The 14,096-nt window shown below is 64.7% G+C and carries 13 protein-coding genes and 1 tRNA gene; 7 read left to right on the plus strand and 7 right to left on the minus strand.

What is annotated here, in order from left to right:
- Positions 1 to 553: 553 nt before the first annotated feature.
- The 3 genes from GGC65_RS04445 to GGC65_RS04455 all read right to left on the minus strand — a co-directional run bounded on the left by GGC65_RS04445 (position 554) and on the right by GGC65_RS04455 (position 3,592).
- Positions 554 to 1,768 carry a tyrosine-type recombinase/integrase gene (locus GGC65_RS04445; protein ID WP_192646057.1) on the minus strand — a complete coding sequence of 405 codons (1,215 nt, stop codon included), beginning with the start codon at positions 1,766 to 1,768 and terminating at the stop codon, positions 554 to 556.
- A gap of 230 nt (positions 1,769 to 1,998) precedes the next feature.
- A tRNA-Leu gene (locus GGC65_RS04450) sits at positions 1,999 to 2,083 on the minus strand.
- A gap of 54 nt (positions 2,084 to 2,137) precedes the next feature.
- Positions 2,138 to 3,592: a coniferyl aldehyde dehydrogenase gene (locus tag GGC65_RS04455; RefSeq protein WP_192646058.1), complete on the minus strand. Its 1,455-nt coding sequence runs from the start codon at positions 3,590 to 3,592 to the stop codon at positions 2,138 to 2,140.
- A gap of 160 nt (positions 3,593 to 3,752) precedes the next feature.
- Between GGC65_RS04455 and GGC65_RS04460 the strand changes: the two genes are divergently transcribed.
- The 3 genes from GGC65_RS04460 (at position 3,753) to GGC65_RS04470 (ending at position 6,132) form a co-directional block, all read left to right on the plus strand.
- Positions 3,753 to 4,940, plus strand: a complete 1,188-nt coding sequence (locus GGC65_RS04460; protein ID WP_192646059.1) for an acetyl-CoA C-acyltransferase — start codon at positions 3,753 to 3,755, stop codon at positions 4,938 to 4,940.
- Between the two features lie 192 nt (positions 4,941 to 5,132).
- Positions 5,133 to 5,600 (plus strand): hypothetical protein, encoded by a 468-nt coding sequence (locus tag GGC65_RS04465; protein WP_192646060.1) that lies wholly within the window; start codon positions 5,133 to 5,135, stop codon positions 5,598 to 5,600.
- Between the two features lie 130 nt (positions 5,601 to 5,730).
- Positions 5,731 to 6,132 (plus strand): hypothetical protein, encoded by a 402-nt coding sequence (locus GGC65_RS04470; protein ID WP_192646061.1) that lies wholly within the window; start codon positions 5,731 to 5,733, stop codon positions 6,130 to 6,132.
- Positions 6,133 to 6,164: 32 nt separating this feature from the next.
- Here GGC65_RS04470 and GGC65_RS04475 read toward each other — a convergent pair whose 3' ends face one another.
- Entirely contained in the window at positions 6,165 to 6,623 is a 459-nt protein-coding gene (locus GGC65_RS04475) for an SH3 domain-containing protein (protein ID WP_192646062.1), read from the minus strand.
- Between the two features lie 125 nt (positions 6,624 to 6,748).
- Between GGC65_RS04475 and GGC65_RS04480 the strand changes: the two genes are divergently transcribed.
- Positions 6,749 to 7,747: a 2-hydroxyacid dehydrogenase gene (locus tag GGC65_RS04480; RefSeq protein ID WP_192646063.1), complete on the plus strand. Its 999-nt coding sequence runs from the start codon at positions 6,749 to 6,751 to the stop codon at positions 7,745 to 7,747.
- Positions 7,748 to 7,765: 18 nt separating this feature from the next.
- Here GGC65_RS04480 and GGC65_RS04485 read toward each other — a convergent pair whose 3' ends face one another.
- The 3 genes from GGC65_RS04485 to GGC65_RS04495 all read right to left on the minus strand — a co-directional run bounded on the left by GGC65_RS04485 (position 7,766) and on the right by GGC65_RS04495 (position 11,334).
- Positions 7,766 to 9,169 (minus strand): NAD(P)H-dependent flavin oxidoreductase, encoded by a 1,404-nt coding sequence (locus GGC65_RS04485; protein WP_192646064.1) that lies wholly within the window; start codon positions 9,167 to 9,169, stop codon positions 7,766 to 7,768.
- 84 nt (positions 9,170 to 9,253) lie between these two features.
- On the minus strand, positions 9,254 to 10,432 hold the full coding sequence (locus tag GGC65_RS04490; RefSeq protein WP_318780120.1) for a glycosyltransferase family 4 protein: 1,179 nt from the start codon (positions 10,430 to 10,432) through the stop codon (positions 9,254 to 9,256).
- A complete protein-coding gene (locus GGC65_RS04495; protein WP_192646066.1) occupies positions 10,429 to 11,334 on the minus strand; it encodes an alpha/beta fold hydrolase in 906 nt (301 codons plus the stop codon). Before GGC65_RS04495 ends, GGC65_RS04490 begins: the two co-directional genes overlap by 4 nt.
- A gap of 155 nt (positions 11,335 to 11,489) precedes the next feature.
- Between GGC65_RS04495 and astD the strand changes: the two genes are divergently transcribed.
- From astD to GGC65_RS04510, 3 genes are all read left to right on the plus strand, one after another.
- The gene (gene astD / locus GGC65_RS04500) at positions 11,490 to 12,935 is read left to right on the plus strand and encodes a succinylglutamate-semialdehyde dehydrogenase (RefSeq protein WP_192646067.1); all 1,446 of its coding nucleotides are present in this window, start codon (positions 11,490 to 11,492) and stop codon (positions 12,933 to 12,935) included.
- 78 nt (positions 12,936 to 13,013) lie between these two features.
- Positions 13,014 to 13,802, plus strand: a complete 789-nt coding sequence (gene cobA / locus GGC65_RS04505; protein WP_192646068.1) for a uroporphyrinogen-III C-methyltransferase — start codon at positions 13,014 to 13,016, stop codon at positions 13,800 to 13,802.
- Complete coding sequence (locus GGC65_RS04510) at positions 13,799 to 14,095, plus strand: DUF2849 domain-containing protein (RefSeq protein ID WP_039574749.1); 297 nt, start codon at positions 13,799 to 13,801, stop codon at positions 14,093 to 14,095. Before cobA ends, GGC65_RS04510 begins: the two co-directional genes overlap by 4 nt.
- Position 14,096: the final 1 nt, after the last annotated feature.

Below are 14,096 nucleotides of genomic sequence, written 5' to 3' on the forward strand. Positions count from 1 at the left end.
GCGATTTCGCTGTTCCGTCACAATTCCGGCACATAGGCTTAATCCAGCAAATCCGTCCGCTGCCATGGGGGGAAGCGACCGAACTCATGGTGGTTGGTGGGGGCGATGACCACATCGTCGGCGGCGCGAAGGGGTGCCTTCGCGCCGCCTTTCTTTTGGCCGCCGCGGCGTCCGCAAATGGGACTGCCCGGTGATCAATCCATCTGGTCGAAAAGCACCGATCGCGATATCTTCGTTCGCGAAGAACTTCCGTCGGCGCGGTCGTCCACCCGCAGCCGGAGGTGGGGGCGATGCCAACGGACATCGTGGGGCGGCGCGAAGCGAAAGCTTCGCGCCGCCGTCGTTTCTCATGATCTTCGCGGCGCCTCCGGGGGAGGCGGCGCGCCGCACGAAAAGCGCCGCGCCGGGCCGCAGGTCCGGCGCGACAGCAGCCGCAGGGAAATTTGGCGGGCAGCCGAAGCCAACCGTGCAAACGCGCGACCTCTGGCGGCGTCTGCCGCCGTCAGTGTGCGACCATTTGAGGCCGCGCTCTATTTTACGAGAGAACCCCGCGTCATGCCGCTTCGAGCGGCAACGCGTTCTTTTCAACCGCGCGTAGCTCGTCGAGATAGTCGCTCCACCACTGGTGCATGGCGACACGCTCGTCCCAATAGCGCCCGCGATTGTAAATTCCGCGGACCATGTTTGCGTCGGCGTGTGCAAGTGAACGCTCGATCGCATCCGATTGCCACTTCCCGCTTTCGTTGAGCAGTGTCGAAGCCGTCGTTCTGAGGCCGTGCGCCGTCACTTCACCCTTGGCGTATCCCATCCTGCGGAAGGCTTGGTTCATTGTATTTTCGCTCATCGGCCGACGCGAGGTGTGGAAGGCGGGGAAGACAAAACCCTCGGGGCCTGTCAGGTCGTACAGTGTTTTAAGATAGGCAAGCACCTGCCGCGACAGCGGCACGGCATGGGGCCGCCGCATTTTCATGCGCTCCAGCGGCACTGTCCAAACGGCTTTGTCGAAGTCGATCTCGCCCCACAACGCCTGTCGCAGTTCGCCCGGCCGTGCCATCACATGTGGCGCGATCTGACAGGCGAGCCGGGTGATGGCGTTGCCAGGATAACTGTCGATCGCGCGAAGCAGCCCGCCAACGGCATCAGGTTCGAGCAACGCCGCATGGTGCGTGACGCGAGGGGCAATGAGTGCCCCCTGCAAGACTGCAGTTGGATCAGCCTCGCCCCTGCCCGTTGCCACAGCGTAGCGGAAGACGCGGCCGGCGAACGATCGCGCCCGGCGCGCGGTCTCATGCTTCCCGCGCGCTTCGATCCTTTTCAATGCCGCGAGGATCTCGATAGGTTTGATGTCGGCTACGGGCATGCCCGCAATGGGCTTGAGCTGGTCCAGAAGCCAATTGGCTTTGGTCGTGGTTGCCTCAGCGCGGCCCTCCGCAACCGTCTTCTCGATATATTCCTTCGCAAGATCACCGAAGGTGTTTGCGGCCTTGAACTGCGCAACGAGCTTATCGCGCTTCCGATCGGCAAGCGGGTCAATGCCGTCGCGTAGTTTTCGCCGGGCATCGTCTCGCAGCTGCCTAGCCTCCGCCAGCCGAACTTCGGGATAGGCACCCAAGGCGATCCGGTTAGCCTTTCCGAGAAAGCGATATTTAAACCGCCAAAGCTTCGCCCCACTCGGTCGCACTTCCAAATAGAGCCCCCCCGCGTCGGTCCGGCTATAGGGTCTACTTTCAGCCTTCAACGACCGGATCATAACATCAGTAAGAGACATCGACTCAACTCCTGCAAGCAGGCCTTGGCCAGCGTCGGATCATCGACACGACATCTGGGAGACGAATGGGGCCACCGGAAATTGAAGTTGGGGCCATCGCCCTATCCGGTGGCCCCATTTCGACTGAGATCGAGTGAAATATCCTCGGACGCCAAAAGACAAGACCAAGGAGAAAATGGCAGATTTCTGCCGTTTTGTCGATGGTGGTGGGTCGTCATGAGAACGGAAAGTGGTGCCCCTGGCCGGACTCGAACCAGCACTCCTTGCGGAACCGCATTTTGAGTGCGGCGCGTCTACCAATTTCACCACAGGGGCACGCCGCTTGCAGCGCGGCGCATCCCCTAAAGCGATGCGCTATATTTTGCCAAGCTATTTCTTGAGCTCTTTCGACAGCGTCTTCGCCGTCGCCTTGCCATAGGGCGGCTTGAATCCAGCGAGCCCTGCCACATCAAGCTTCGGCTGGCGATAGACGGCGCGCGCGTGGCTGAAGGTGCGGAAGCCATCGACCCCGTGATAATTGCCCATCCCCGACGGCCCGACGCCGCCGAAGGGGAGATCTTCCATCGCATTGTGGAACAGCACGTCGTTGACCGTCACCCCGCCCGAGATGGTGCGCGTGAGCACGCGGTCCTCCTCGCTCTTGTCCTGCCCGAAATAGTAAAGGCCGAGCGGGCGGTCGTTGGCGTTCACGTAGTCGATGGCGTCGTCGATATGCTTGTACGTTTTCACCGGCAGGATCGGGCCGAAGATTTCCTCCTGCATCACCTTCATGTCGTCGGTCGGGTTGCGGACGATGTGGAGCGGCATCTTGTGGCCGTTCGAGCTCGCGAAGTCTTCGCCGCCCGGGTTGACCTCGATCACCTCGGCACCCTTTTCGCGCGCGTCGGCAAGATAGCTCTGCAAGCGGTCGTAATTGCGCGTGTTCACCACCGAGGTGTAATCATCGTTGGCAAGCAAGGTCGGATAAAGCGCGGTCGCGCCCTTGGTGACGCTGTCGATCACGTCGCCTTCCTGATCCTCGGCGACGAGCAGATAATCGGGCGCGAGGCAGATCTGCCCGGCGTTCATCATCTTGCCGAGCGCGACGCGCTGGCCGACGAGATCCTTGTTCGCGCTGCGCCCGATGAAGGTCGGCGACTTGCCGCCGAGTTCGAGCGTCACCGGCACCAGATTGTCCGCCGCGGCGCGCATGATGTGGCGCCCGACGCTCGTCGCGCCGGTGAAGATCATGTGGTCGAACGCCAGTTTCGAGAAGGCCACGCCCACATCGGAATCGCCCGTGAACACCGCCATTTCACTCTCGTCGAAATAATCGGGCACCAGCCGCGCCATCAGCGCCGATACATTTTCGGTGAATTCCGACGGCTTGATCATCGCGCGGTTGCCCGCGGCGAGGATGCCGGCCATCGGCACGAAGACCATGCCGACCGGGAAATTCCAGGGGCTCACCACGCCGACGACGCCCTTCGGCTGATAGACGACCTCGGCCTTCGCGCCGAGCAGGCCGAGCGGGAAGGTCGGCTTGCGCTTCTCGCCCTTCGACCAGGCCGCCATATGCTTCTTCGCATGTTTCAGCGCGCTGACCGAAGGCATGATGTCGGTCATCAGCGTCTGTTCGCGGCTGCGATGGCCGAAATCCTCGCTCACCGCCTTGGCGAATTCCTCCGCATTGTCGACGAGCAGCGCGATCGCGCGATCGATGCGGTCGGTGCGCACGCTCAGGCTTTCGGGCATGGCGGCGGTAAAGCTCGCCTTCTGCGCCGCAAGCACTTCGTGCATGCGCGCCGTTTCGCCAGCGATATCCTGCTTGATCGCGGTAGCCATGACCCATCTCCCCTAATGTTTTGCGGCGGCCGTTTTTTCACGCCGCGCGGCGGGTTGCAAGTTGAAACCGGCTACCCATCTCCACCCTGCCCCTTTCGCACTTGCAGCAAAGGCGCTAAGCGACCCGCCGACGTATCTTTCCCCTACGGAGTCTCTCGATATGACCGCCACCGATCCCGTCGTTTTCCTTTCCTATGCGCGCACCCCGATGGGCAGCATGCAGGGCAGCCTGTCGGACGCAAGCGCGACCGACCTCGGCGCGACCGCGGTCAAGGCGGCGGTCGAGCGCGCGGGCGTTTCGGGCGACGATATCGAGCGTATCTATATGGGCTGCGTGCTCCCTGCTGGCCTCGGCCAGGCGCCGGCGCGTCAGGCCGCGATCAAGGCGGGCCTGCCCAAGTCGGTGCAGGCGACGACCGTGAACAAGGTGTGCGGTTCGGGCATGCAGACCGTGATCATGGGCGCCGAAGCGCTCGCCGCGGGCAGCGTCGACCTGATCGTCGCGGGCGGCATGGAATCGATGACCAACGCGCCCTATCTGCTCAAGAAGCACCGCTCGGGCGCCCGCATCGGCCACGACACCGCCTATGACCATATGTTCCTCGACGGTCTGGAAGATGCCTATGAAGCCGGCCGCGCGATGGGTACCTTTGCGCAGGATACCGCCGACGCCTATCAGCTCAGCCGCCAGTCGCAGGACGATTATTCGATCGAATCGCTGAGCCGCGCCAAGGCCGCGATCGCCGCTGGCGCCTTCGCCAGTGAAATCGCACCCGTCACCATCTCGGGGCGCAAGGGCGATGTCATCGTCGACACCGACGAAGCGCCCGGCAAGGGCATGCCCGACAAGATCCCGACGCTGAAGCCCGCCTTTGCCAAGGACGGCACGATCACCGCGGCGACCAGCTCGTCGATCTCGGACGGTGCCGCCGCCGTCGTGCTGACCCGCCAGTCGGTCGCCGACGCCAAGGGTGCGAAGCCCGTCGCCCGCCTTGTGGCGCACGCCGCGCATGCGCAGGAACCCAAGGATTTCACCGTCGCCCCCGTCGGTGCGATCAACAAGCTGCTCGCCAAGACCGGCTGGGCGATCGGCGACGTCGACCTGTTCGAAGTCAACGAAGCCTTCGCCTGTGTCGCGATGTTCGCGATGCACGACCTCGGCATCCCGCACGAAAAGATCAACGTCCACGGCGGCGCGACCGCGCTCGGCCACCCGATCGGCGCCAGCGGCACGCGCATCATCACCACTTTGATCGCGGCGCTCCAGCGCCACGGCAAGACGCGCGGCATCGCCAGCCTCTGCATCGGCGGCGGTGAAGCGACGGCGGTTGCGGTCGAACTGGTCTGAACCGCCAATCTTTGAAAAGTTCCACGGCGCCGTCGCAAGACGGCGCCGTTTCGTCGTCCGCAGGCGACAAATTGCGACACTAATGTCCTGAAAATAAACGGCGCATTCCGGTTCCGTTCAAACCGACTCGCCTAATCCATCCTTGTCATCGGGCAGATCCCCTCCCCCTGACCGATTGAAAGGAATGGCACAATGAAGAGCAAATTTCTCACCGCCGGCCTGATCGCCGCGATGATGGTCCCTGCCGTAGCGCAGGCGCAGACCCGCGAGATCCGCAACGACCGCAAGGAATTGCGCGAGGAACAGCGCGACCTGCGCAACGCCCAGCGTTATGGCGACCGCGGCGACGTCCGCGACGCGCGCCACGATGTGCGTGATGCCCGTCAGGACCTTCGCGAGAGCCAGCGCGACTGGCGCCGCGACACGCGTTACCAAAATTATCGCGCGCCGTTCAAATATCAGTCGTTCCGTGTCGGCTCGACCCTGCGTTCGAACTATTATGCGCCGAGCTATCGCCCGGCATGGGACAGCCGCTGGGGCGTGCCGCGCGCCGGTCGCAACCTGGTCTATGTACGCCACTATAACGACCTGCTGCTCGTCAACGAGCGCAACGGCCGGGTCGTGAAGGTGTACCGGAACCACTTCAACTGGCGCCGCTAAACGATAATATCCTTTCGTTTCAAAGAGGGTCGACGGGCAACCGTCGGCCCTTTTTGCTGCTCCGCGATTGTCGTTGCGGCTCGCGCGCGAAGGGCATAGCCTGCGCAAATTCTTGTGGGGAGAAATCGACATGAAAAAGCTGGTTTTGCTTGCCGCGCTCACCGCGCTGTCGGCCTGTTCGCAAAAAGCCGAAGAATCGAAAGACGCCGCCGCGGCGACGCCGACCGAAACCGCCGCGCCCGCCCCGGCCGCACCTGCCGGAACGGCGCCGGGCAATTATGACGTCAAGATGGCCGACGGCACCGTCGCGTCCACGGTCATCAACGCCGACGGAAGCCATGCCGACACCGACCCGACAGGGAAGGTCGTCAAAAAGGGCAAGTTCGCGCACAAGGACGGCAAGGATTGTTTCGACCCCGACGGCGACGAGGCCGAGGAATGCTGGAGCCTGTCGCCCGTCGCGGCGGATGGCAGCTTCACCGCGACAAATCCCGAAGGAACAAAGGTGACCGTGACGCCCAAGAAGAGCTGAGGCACTCTGGCCGGCCGATATCCGGAGCGAACTCAGTCGCCCCAGATATGGTCGGTCTGTATCCAGCCCTTGCGGCCCTTGACGTCGAACAGGCACCAGCCATTGTTGCATTCGGTGATGCGGCCCACCACGCCCGGCTCGGCACGATAGGCGACCGCCGCCGACACGCTGGCGTCCTCGCGCATCGGCCGGATTTCACCGGTGACGATCGCGGTGCGGGTGCGGCTCAAAAGGCGCGCCGCCATCCAGCCCTGCGTCCCGTCGGGATCCTCGATCTTGCGCCATGTTTCGAACCGCGCGACGACCTTCACCGGCAGGTCCTTGCGCCGATATTCCCATGTCACCGGGACGTCGGGCGACGGCCCCTTGCGCATCCGCGCCTCGTCGACATTGATCGACGCCCAATAGGGCAATTCGACATCGGATTGTGCGGCGGCCGGTCCCACGACGGCCATCAACGCGGCGGCGGTTAGTATGTGTCGGCTGGTCATCGCTCTGCCTTGTCAAACTCGTGCCCGCAATTCAACCGTTCGCCGCGCAAAAGGCTGCGTTCGTCCCCAGCTTTTCATCGCCCGCGCTCTTGACCACCGTGCCGCGCCGCGCTCTATCGGCGGCCATGCCCGATTCATCCCGCCCCAAACGCCCGCGCGTTATCGTCACCCGCCAATTGATGCCGCATGTCGAGGGACGCATGGCGGAATTGTTCGACGTGTCGCTGTCGGCGCGCGACGAGGCTTTCACCCGGGATCAGTTGAAAGCGGCGGTTGCCGACTGCGACGTGTTCGTACCGACGGTGACCGACGAGATCGACGCGGACATCATCAACGCCGCGGGCGACCGGCTGAAGCTGATCGCCAATTTCGGCGCCGGGGTCGACCATATCGACCTGTCGGCGGCGCGTGCGAAGGGCATCATGGTGTCGAACACGCCGGGCGTCTTTACCGAGGACACCGCCGACATGACGATGGCGCTGATCCTTTCGGTGCCGCGCCGGCTCGCCGAGGGCGAGAAGTTGATGCGCTCGGGCCAATGGGCCGGCTGGGCGCCGAGCGCGATGCTCGGCCACCGCGTCGGTGGCAAATTGCTCGGCATCATCGGCATGGGGCGCATCGGCCTCGCGGTCGCGCGCCGCGCGCGCGCCTTTGGCCTCTCGATTCACTACCACAACCGTCGCCGCCTGCCCGAGGCGATCGAGGAAGAATTGGGCGCGAGCTATCATGCAAGCGTCGACACGCTCCTGCGGATCAGCGACGTGGTGACGATCCACTGCCCGCACACCGCCGAAACGCACGAGATGGTCAACGCTGCGCGGATCGGTGCGATGAAGCCGACCGCTTACCTGATCAACACCGCGCGCGGCGAAATCGTCGACGAAAAGGCGCTGGTTGCCGCACTCCAGACCGGCCGCATCGCAGGCGCGGGGCTCGACGTCTATACGCACGAGCCCGCGGTCGATCCCGCGCTGCTCGCGCTCGACAATGTCGTGCTGCTCCCGCACCTCGGTTCGGCGACCATCGAAGGGCGCGAAGCGTCGGGCGAAAAAGTCATCGCCAATATCCGCGCCTGGTGCGACGGGCATCGCCCGCCCGACCAGGTGCTGGAGGGGTGGGCCTGAGCGCCACCCCCAAAGCGATCAATCCCCCGTCAAAATCCGATCCACGAGCTGCTTCACCGTCGGGGTGAAGTTGTTGGAATAGAAGGGATCGGTCTTGAAATTGAATGCGGCATGGCCCGCAAACATCAGATTTTGCTCGGGATCGCCGCCGTGCGCGATGTCCTGTAGCGTTTTCTGGATGCAGAAGCTGCGCGGATCGGCGAGGTAGCCGGTGGTGTAATCGTCATGGTCCTTCCACGACGAAAAGCCGCAATGCGACAGGCAGCCCATGCAGTCGGTCTGGTCCTTGCGGATCACGCCCTTGTCGGCTTCGGTGACAAAGACGACGGTGTTGTCGGGGGTCTTCAGCGCCTCGGTATAGCCTTCGGCCGCCCAGTCGCGTGCCCTTGCCCGATCATGCGGGGTGACCCAGAAATTCTTCCCCTTCACCCCGACGTCGAGCTGGACGATATGATCGCCGGCTTCCTGCTTCGAATAGGGAATCTGGCGCTCCGAACGCGCTTCGAGGTCGCGCAGGAACGGCGTGCGCACCGCACTGGAATAGAAACCGGTCGGCGAGAAGCGGTGGAGCAGCACATCGCCATCATCGAGCGTGCGGAGGCGATCCTTCCACGCCTGCGGGATCGGACTTTCCTCGGTCAGCAGCGGGCGCGTGCCGTATTGGAAGGCGATCTGGCCGAGTTCGGGATTGTCGATCCAATTCTCCCAGTCGCGGAGATACCAGACGCCGCCCGCCATCACGATGGGCACATCGTCCGAAATGCCCTCGGCGCGCATCGTTTCGCGCACCGCGGCGACGCGCGGATAGGGATCCTGCGGGACCAACGGATCTTCGGCGTTCGACAGGCCGTTATGGCCGCCGGCAAGCCAGGGGTCTTCATAGACCACAGCCCCCAGCAGGTGCGGGACCTTGTGATACGCCCGTTTCCAAAGCGCGCGGAAAGCGCGCGCCGAGCTGATGATCGGCAGATACATCACATTGTGCCGCTCGGCGATTTCGCTAAGCTTGTACGGCATACCCGCACCACAGGTGACACCCGCGACCATACCCTTGGTGCGCGCAAGCACGCCTTCCAAAATCTGCTGCGCGCCGCCCATTTCCCACAGCACGTTGATGTTGATCGCGCCCTTGCCGCCCGACACCTCATAGGCGCGCTCGACCTGCGCGACCGCGCCTTCGATGCCGTACTGGATCAGCTCCTCGTGGCGCTCCTTGCGCGTCAGCGCGTGATAGACCTGAGGAATGATCTTGCCTTCGGCGTCATAGCTGTCGGCGTTGACCGCCGATACGGTGCCGATACCACCCGCCGCGGCCCAGGCGCCGCTCGACATATGATTGGTCGCCGACACGCCCTTGCCACCCTCGATCAGCGGCCAGACTTCACGTCCGCCGTAAAGGATGGGCTTCAAACCTTTGAACACTCTAAACCTTCTCTCTCTCCGCCAATCCGCGCCCGCGAACCGGCCCCCGTTGCCGCTTGCGTAAGCGGAAATTCGGGCGACTTGTCAATCGAAGCCGACCCATCCGCCGCCGAACGGCCCAAAACCTTCAAGTGCGCGAGCATAGAGCTTTTCATAGGCGCCGACCATATTTGATTCGTCGAACCGTTCGGCGGCGACGCGGCGGTTCTCGGCCCCGACATCGGCCCGCAGCGCGGCGCTTTCGGTCATTTGCGCCAGCGCCGCGCGGAACGCCACCTCGTCAGGCGCGACATAGGGACGATTGGCATCCGACACCATTGCCGCAACATCACCCACTCCGGGGCTGACGACCGGCAGTCCCGCCGCCATCGCCTCGACCACGGCGATCGGCATCTGTTCGCTCTGCGACGACAGCGCCAGCAGATCGAAATGGCCGATCCAGCACGCGGGATCGGCCATGAAACCGGGCATGACAAGACGATCGGCGAGCCCGCACGCAGCCGCCTCCCCCCTTATCGCCTCATACTCCGGGCCCTCGCCGACGATCACGAGCCGGACATTCTGCGGCAGGGTCGCAACGGCGCGAACCAGCCGCGGCAAGTCCTTGACCCGGCGCAGCCCTGCGACCGTGCCGATCACCACCTCTCCCTCGCGCCGACTGAAACCGGGGATCGAAATGCTCGGACGGCCGGCATAGCGCGCGGTTTCGATGCCGTTCCGGATCATCTCCACGCGGTCACCCGCACCCCATTCGTCCGACGCAATCCGTTCAAGCAACGTCGACGGAACCACGACCGACTGCGCCGTACGCAGCGCCAAGCGCCGGAAAAGATTGCGTTTCCAGTTGCGCCGGACGCTCTCGTCCTCGTTGAAGCCGTCCTCGTGATGGATCAGCGCGGGCATGCTGTGCCACAGGCGCGAAACATGGACGCGGCGCGCCATCACCCCGTCCATCGCGCCCCAATTATAGCTGAGGACCAGCTCGAACCGCGTCATATAGTCCGCCAACGCGCGATAGCGCGCTAGCGACGGCTTGCCGTGGAGCGGCGGCGCATCCTTCGGGAAATCGACAACGATTCCGGGATCGATCGCATCGCGCGCGCCGAGCGCATCGGGTACCGCCGACAGGATCGTGTGATGCGCCCGGCCGCCCATCAAATTCATCAGGCGGACGGCACGCGCTTCCTTGCCGCCGAGCGAGAAGCTCGAGTGGAGGTGCAGGATGCGGATCGGCCAAGGCGTCTCGAGCTCGGCGGCACTCACGCTTTCGGAAGCTCCGCCACCCATGCGTCGATCGCGGTTCGCGCCTCGGGCTCGTCCATCGTGGGCGCATGACCGACCCCCGCCACCTCGACCAGCCGCGCGCGCGGCAGTTCGGCGACCATCTTTTCGCCCGCCGAGCGCGCCAATATGTCCGAGAGCTCGCCGCGCAGGATCAGCAGCGGGATGTCGCCCAGCGCACGGTACACCGGCCACAGGTCGGCGGCTGCGTCACCGCCGCCCGGCACGCGGAGCGGCGCCGCGATCTGCTTGTCATAATCGGTGACGATGCGGCCTTCGGCGGTCAGCCGGTGGGTGCGCTTGGTCAGCCGCAGCCAGTCGTGGATTTCATAGCCGGGATAGACCGCGCCGTTGAGTTCGGCGAAAGCACGCGCGGCGTGCATCCACGTCGGCTGGCTGCCGCCCGCGCCGATATAATCGCGAATCCGCTCGAGCCCCGCGGCCTGGAGTTCGGGTCCGACGTCGTTCAGTACCGCACCAACCAGCCGCCCCGGCAGCGTCCCCGCCATCAGCATCGCGACCAGCCCGCCGAGCGAGGTACCGATCGCCGCGAAGCGCTCGATCTCCATCTCGCCTAGCATCGCAACGACATCCTGCACATAGGTCAGCGGGACGTAGGTCATCGGATCCTTGGCGTAGGCGCTTTCGCCGCGGCCGCGAAATTCGATCACGATTACCTTGCGATAGCGGGCGACATGCGGCGCCAGCGCCTCGAAATCGCGGGCATTGCGCGCGAGGCCCGGCATGCAAAGGATCGGTGGGGCGTTTTCGGTCCCGTCCGGCCCGGCATAGACGCGCGCGTGCAGCCGGACGCCGTCGGACGACCACCAAAATTGGTCCGACCAGTCGCGGCGCCCGTCCTGCTTTGCATCCTGCTGGGCCAATATGGCACGTCCCCTTGCTTGGCTTTAAAGTCACCCCGGCGCGCGGGACTCGTCTCGCGTCTATCGCCAACCGCGCGGCGCGGCGCAAGCAATCCGTCACGCACCGCTGCCACAGGTTGCCGCCGCCCGCTTTCACCGATAAGACCCCTGCGACCATGAGCGAGACATTGATTTCATTCGAACCCGCAACCGGTGAAGAGCTCTGGCGCGGCCCGGTCAGCAACGTCGATGCCGAGGTCGAAATCGCCCGCAGCGCCTGGCCCGAATGGGCCGCGAAGCCCGTCACCTTCCGCACCGAAACGCTGCGCCGCTTCGTCGACCGGGTGAAGGCCGAGGGCGAGGCGTTGGCTGACCTGATCGCGCGCGAAACCGGAAAGCCGCTGTGGGAAGCGCGCACCGAAGTCGAATCGGTCACGAACAAGGTCGATATTTCGGTCAAAGCCTACGCTGAACGCACCCCTAACCGCCGGATCGAGGGCGCAATGGGGCTGCGCAACGCAGTGCGCCACAAGCCGCACGGCGCAGTCGCGGTGCTCGGCCCGTATAATTTCCCGGCACATCTGCCCAACGGCCATATCGTCCCCGCACTGATCGCCGGCAATTCGATACTCTTCAAACCCTCCGAAAAAACCCCTGCGGTCGGCGCCAAGCTCGTCGAGCTCTTCCACAGCGCCGGGGTGCCGCAAGAGGTCCTCCGCCTGGTGATCGGCGGCCCCGAAACGGGCAAGGCGCTCGCGGGCCACGCCGGCATCGACGGCCTGCTCTTCACCGGCTCGGCGCGCACGGGGCTCGCGCTTAACCGCCAGTTCGCAGGCCAGCCCGGCAAGATGCTCGCGCTCGAGATGGGCGGCAACAACCCGATCGTCGTGTGGGACACCGCCGATATTCGCACCGCCGCGATTATCGTCGTCCAGTCGGCGTTCCTCAGCGCCGGCCAGCGGTGCAGCAACGCGCGGCGGCTGATCGTCAAGGACAGCCTCGCAGACGCGCTGGTTGAGGAAGTTTGCAGCCTCGCCAACCGGTTGATCGTCGATCACCCGCACGCCGAGCCCGCGCCCTATATGGGGCCGGTTATCGACAATGAGGCGGCCGACGGCCTGACCGAAAGCTTCCTGATCCTGATGTCGAACGGCGGCAAGGTGATCCGCCATATGACGCGTCCGGTCGCGGGCCGCCCCTTCCTGACCCCCGGCATCATCGACGTCACCGCGATGCCCGAACGGCCCGACGTCGAGCTGTTCGGTCCGCTGCTCCAGGTGATCCGCGTCGACAGTTTCGAGGCCGCGATCGCCGAGGCGAACAACACCGCCTTTGGTCTCACCGCATCGCTGATCGGCGGGACGCCGCAGCTTTACGACCAGTTCTGGGCCAACGCCCGCGCCGGCGTCATCAATTGGAACCGCCCGACCAATGGCGCCTCGTCGGCGGCGCCCTTTGGCGGCATCGGCCTGTCGGGCAATCATCGCCCGAGCGCCTTCTACGCCGCCGACTATTGCGCCTATCCCGTGGCGTCGGCCGAAAGCGATACGATGCGCGCGTCGATCGGAGTGGGCCTGCGCGATCCCGAAGGCTCACAGCTGGTCACCAAGAACTACCTTTAGCCCACTGCCAATTTTACCTTCACCGGTGTCAAAAAAGGCTGCTTTGCCATGCGGGCGGTGGCGGCCCATCTACGGTGCATGGAAAAGACCCCGTCCTCTTCCGGCAAGCTGTGGCTCGTCGGCGCCGGCCCCGGTGACCCCGACCTGCTGACGCTGCGCGCCGCGCGCCTGCTCGAAAGCGCCGATCTCGTCGTCCACGACGGGTTGGTCGGCGAAGGCGTGCTCGCGCTGATCCCGGCCCATGTCGAACGCGTCAGCGTCGCCAAGCAGCGCAGCCGTCACACGATGAAGCAGGACCTCATCAACGAGCTGATCGTCCGTGAAACGCTCGCGGGCAAGCAAGTCGTGCGCCTGAAGGGCGGCGATCCGTTCATTTTCGGCCGCGGCGGCGAAGAACTCGACGCTGCGCGCAAGTCCGGCGTCGCGGTGGAGGTCGTCCCTGGCATCACCGCGGCGGCGGGCTGCGCCGCGCAAGCGGGCCTCCCCCTCACCCACCGCGAAGATGCGAGCGCGGTCAGCTTCGTCGCGGGGCAGTGCAAGGATCTGACCGATCAGGACTGGTCGGGGCTCGCGGGCCATGGCCGCACGCTCGTGATCTATATGGGCCTCGCAACAGCCACGGCGATCGCCGACAAACTGATCGCCGACGGCGTCTCGCCCGATCTGCCCGTTGCGGTGATCGAGCGCGGCACCACGGCCGATGCCCGCGTGATGCGCACGTTGCTCACCGATCTCGGCGACCTGGTCGCACGCGAAAAAGTCCAGAGCCCCGCGCTCATCATCGTCGGCAAGGTCGCGGCGCGCGCCGATGCGCTCGACTGCCTCGGTGCGCCGGGCGTTGCCGAACAAATAAGGGATTTCACATGAAGCTGCTCACGGGCAATGACCTGAAAACAGGATTTGTCACCTGGTGGACCGGCGCCGACTGGTCGCTGCACATCGAGGACGCCGCCGACGTCGGCGAGCATGGCGAGGCGATCCTCGCCGCCGAGGAAGGCGCACGCCGCGTCAACGCCCCCTATATCATCAACGGCGAGCAAACCGCCGACGGTCCGCGCCCCGCGCATATCAAGGACCGTATTCGCGCCTTGGGGCCGACCGTGCGCCCCGACCTGACATTGAAACCCGCCGATCCCGCGGCCGGCGACTGGGTGATCTGAC

Origin of the sequence: Sphingopyxis sp. OAS728 (assembly GCF_014873485.1) — a bacterium.
Classification (GTDB): Bacteria; Pseudomonadota; Alphaproteobacteria; order Sphingomonadales; family Sphingomonadaceae; genus Sphingopyxis.

What these genes read in the sequence shown, in the direction of transcription:
- GGC65_RS04445 (WP_192646057.1), bottom strand. Translation starts at nt 1,768, where the DNA reads ATGTCTCTTACTGATGTTATGATCCGGTCGTTGAAGGCTGAAAGTAGA.
- GGC65_RS04455 (WP_192646058.1), bottom strand. Translation starts at nt 3,592, where the DNA reads ATGGCTACCGCGATCAAGCAGGATATCGCTGGCGAAACGGCGCGCATG.
- GGC65_RS04460 (WP_192646059.1), top strand. Translation starts at nt 3,753, where the DNA reads ATGACCGCCACCGATCCCGTCGTTTTCCTTTCCTATGCGCGCACCCCG.
- GGC65_RS04465 (WP_192646060.1), top strand. Translation starts at nt 5,133, where the DNA reads ATGAAGAGCAAATTTCTCACCGCCGGCCTGATCGCCGCGATGATGGTC.
- GGC65_RS04470 (WP_192646061.1), top strand. Translation starts at nt 5,731, where the DNA reads ATGAAAAAGCTGGTTTTGCTTGCCGCGCTCACCGCGCTGTCGGCCTGT.
- GGC65_RS04475 (WP_192646062.1), bottom strand. Translation starts at nt 6,623, where the DNA reads ATGACCAGCCGACACATACTAACCGCCGCCGCGTTGATGGCCGTCGTG.
- GGC65_RS04480 (WP_192646063.1), top strand. Translation starts at nt 6,749, where the DNA reads ATGCCCGATTCATCCCGCCCCAAACGCCCGCGCGTTATCGTCACCCGC.
- astD (WP_192646067.1), top strand. Translation starts at nt 11,490, where the DNA reads ATGAGCGAGACATTGATTTCATTCGAACCCGCAACCGGTGAAGAGCTC.
- cobA (WP_192646068.1), top strand. Translation starts at nt 13,014, where the DNA reads ATGGAAAAGACCCCGTCCTCTTCCGGCAAGCTGTGGCTCGTCGGCGCC.
- GGC65_RS04510 (WP_039574749.1), top strand. Translation starts at nt 13,799, where the DNA reads ATGAAGCTGCTCACGGGCAATGACCTGAAAACAGGATTTGTCACCTGG.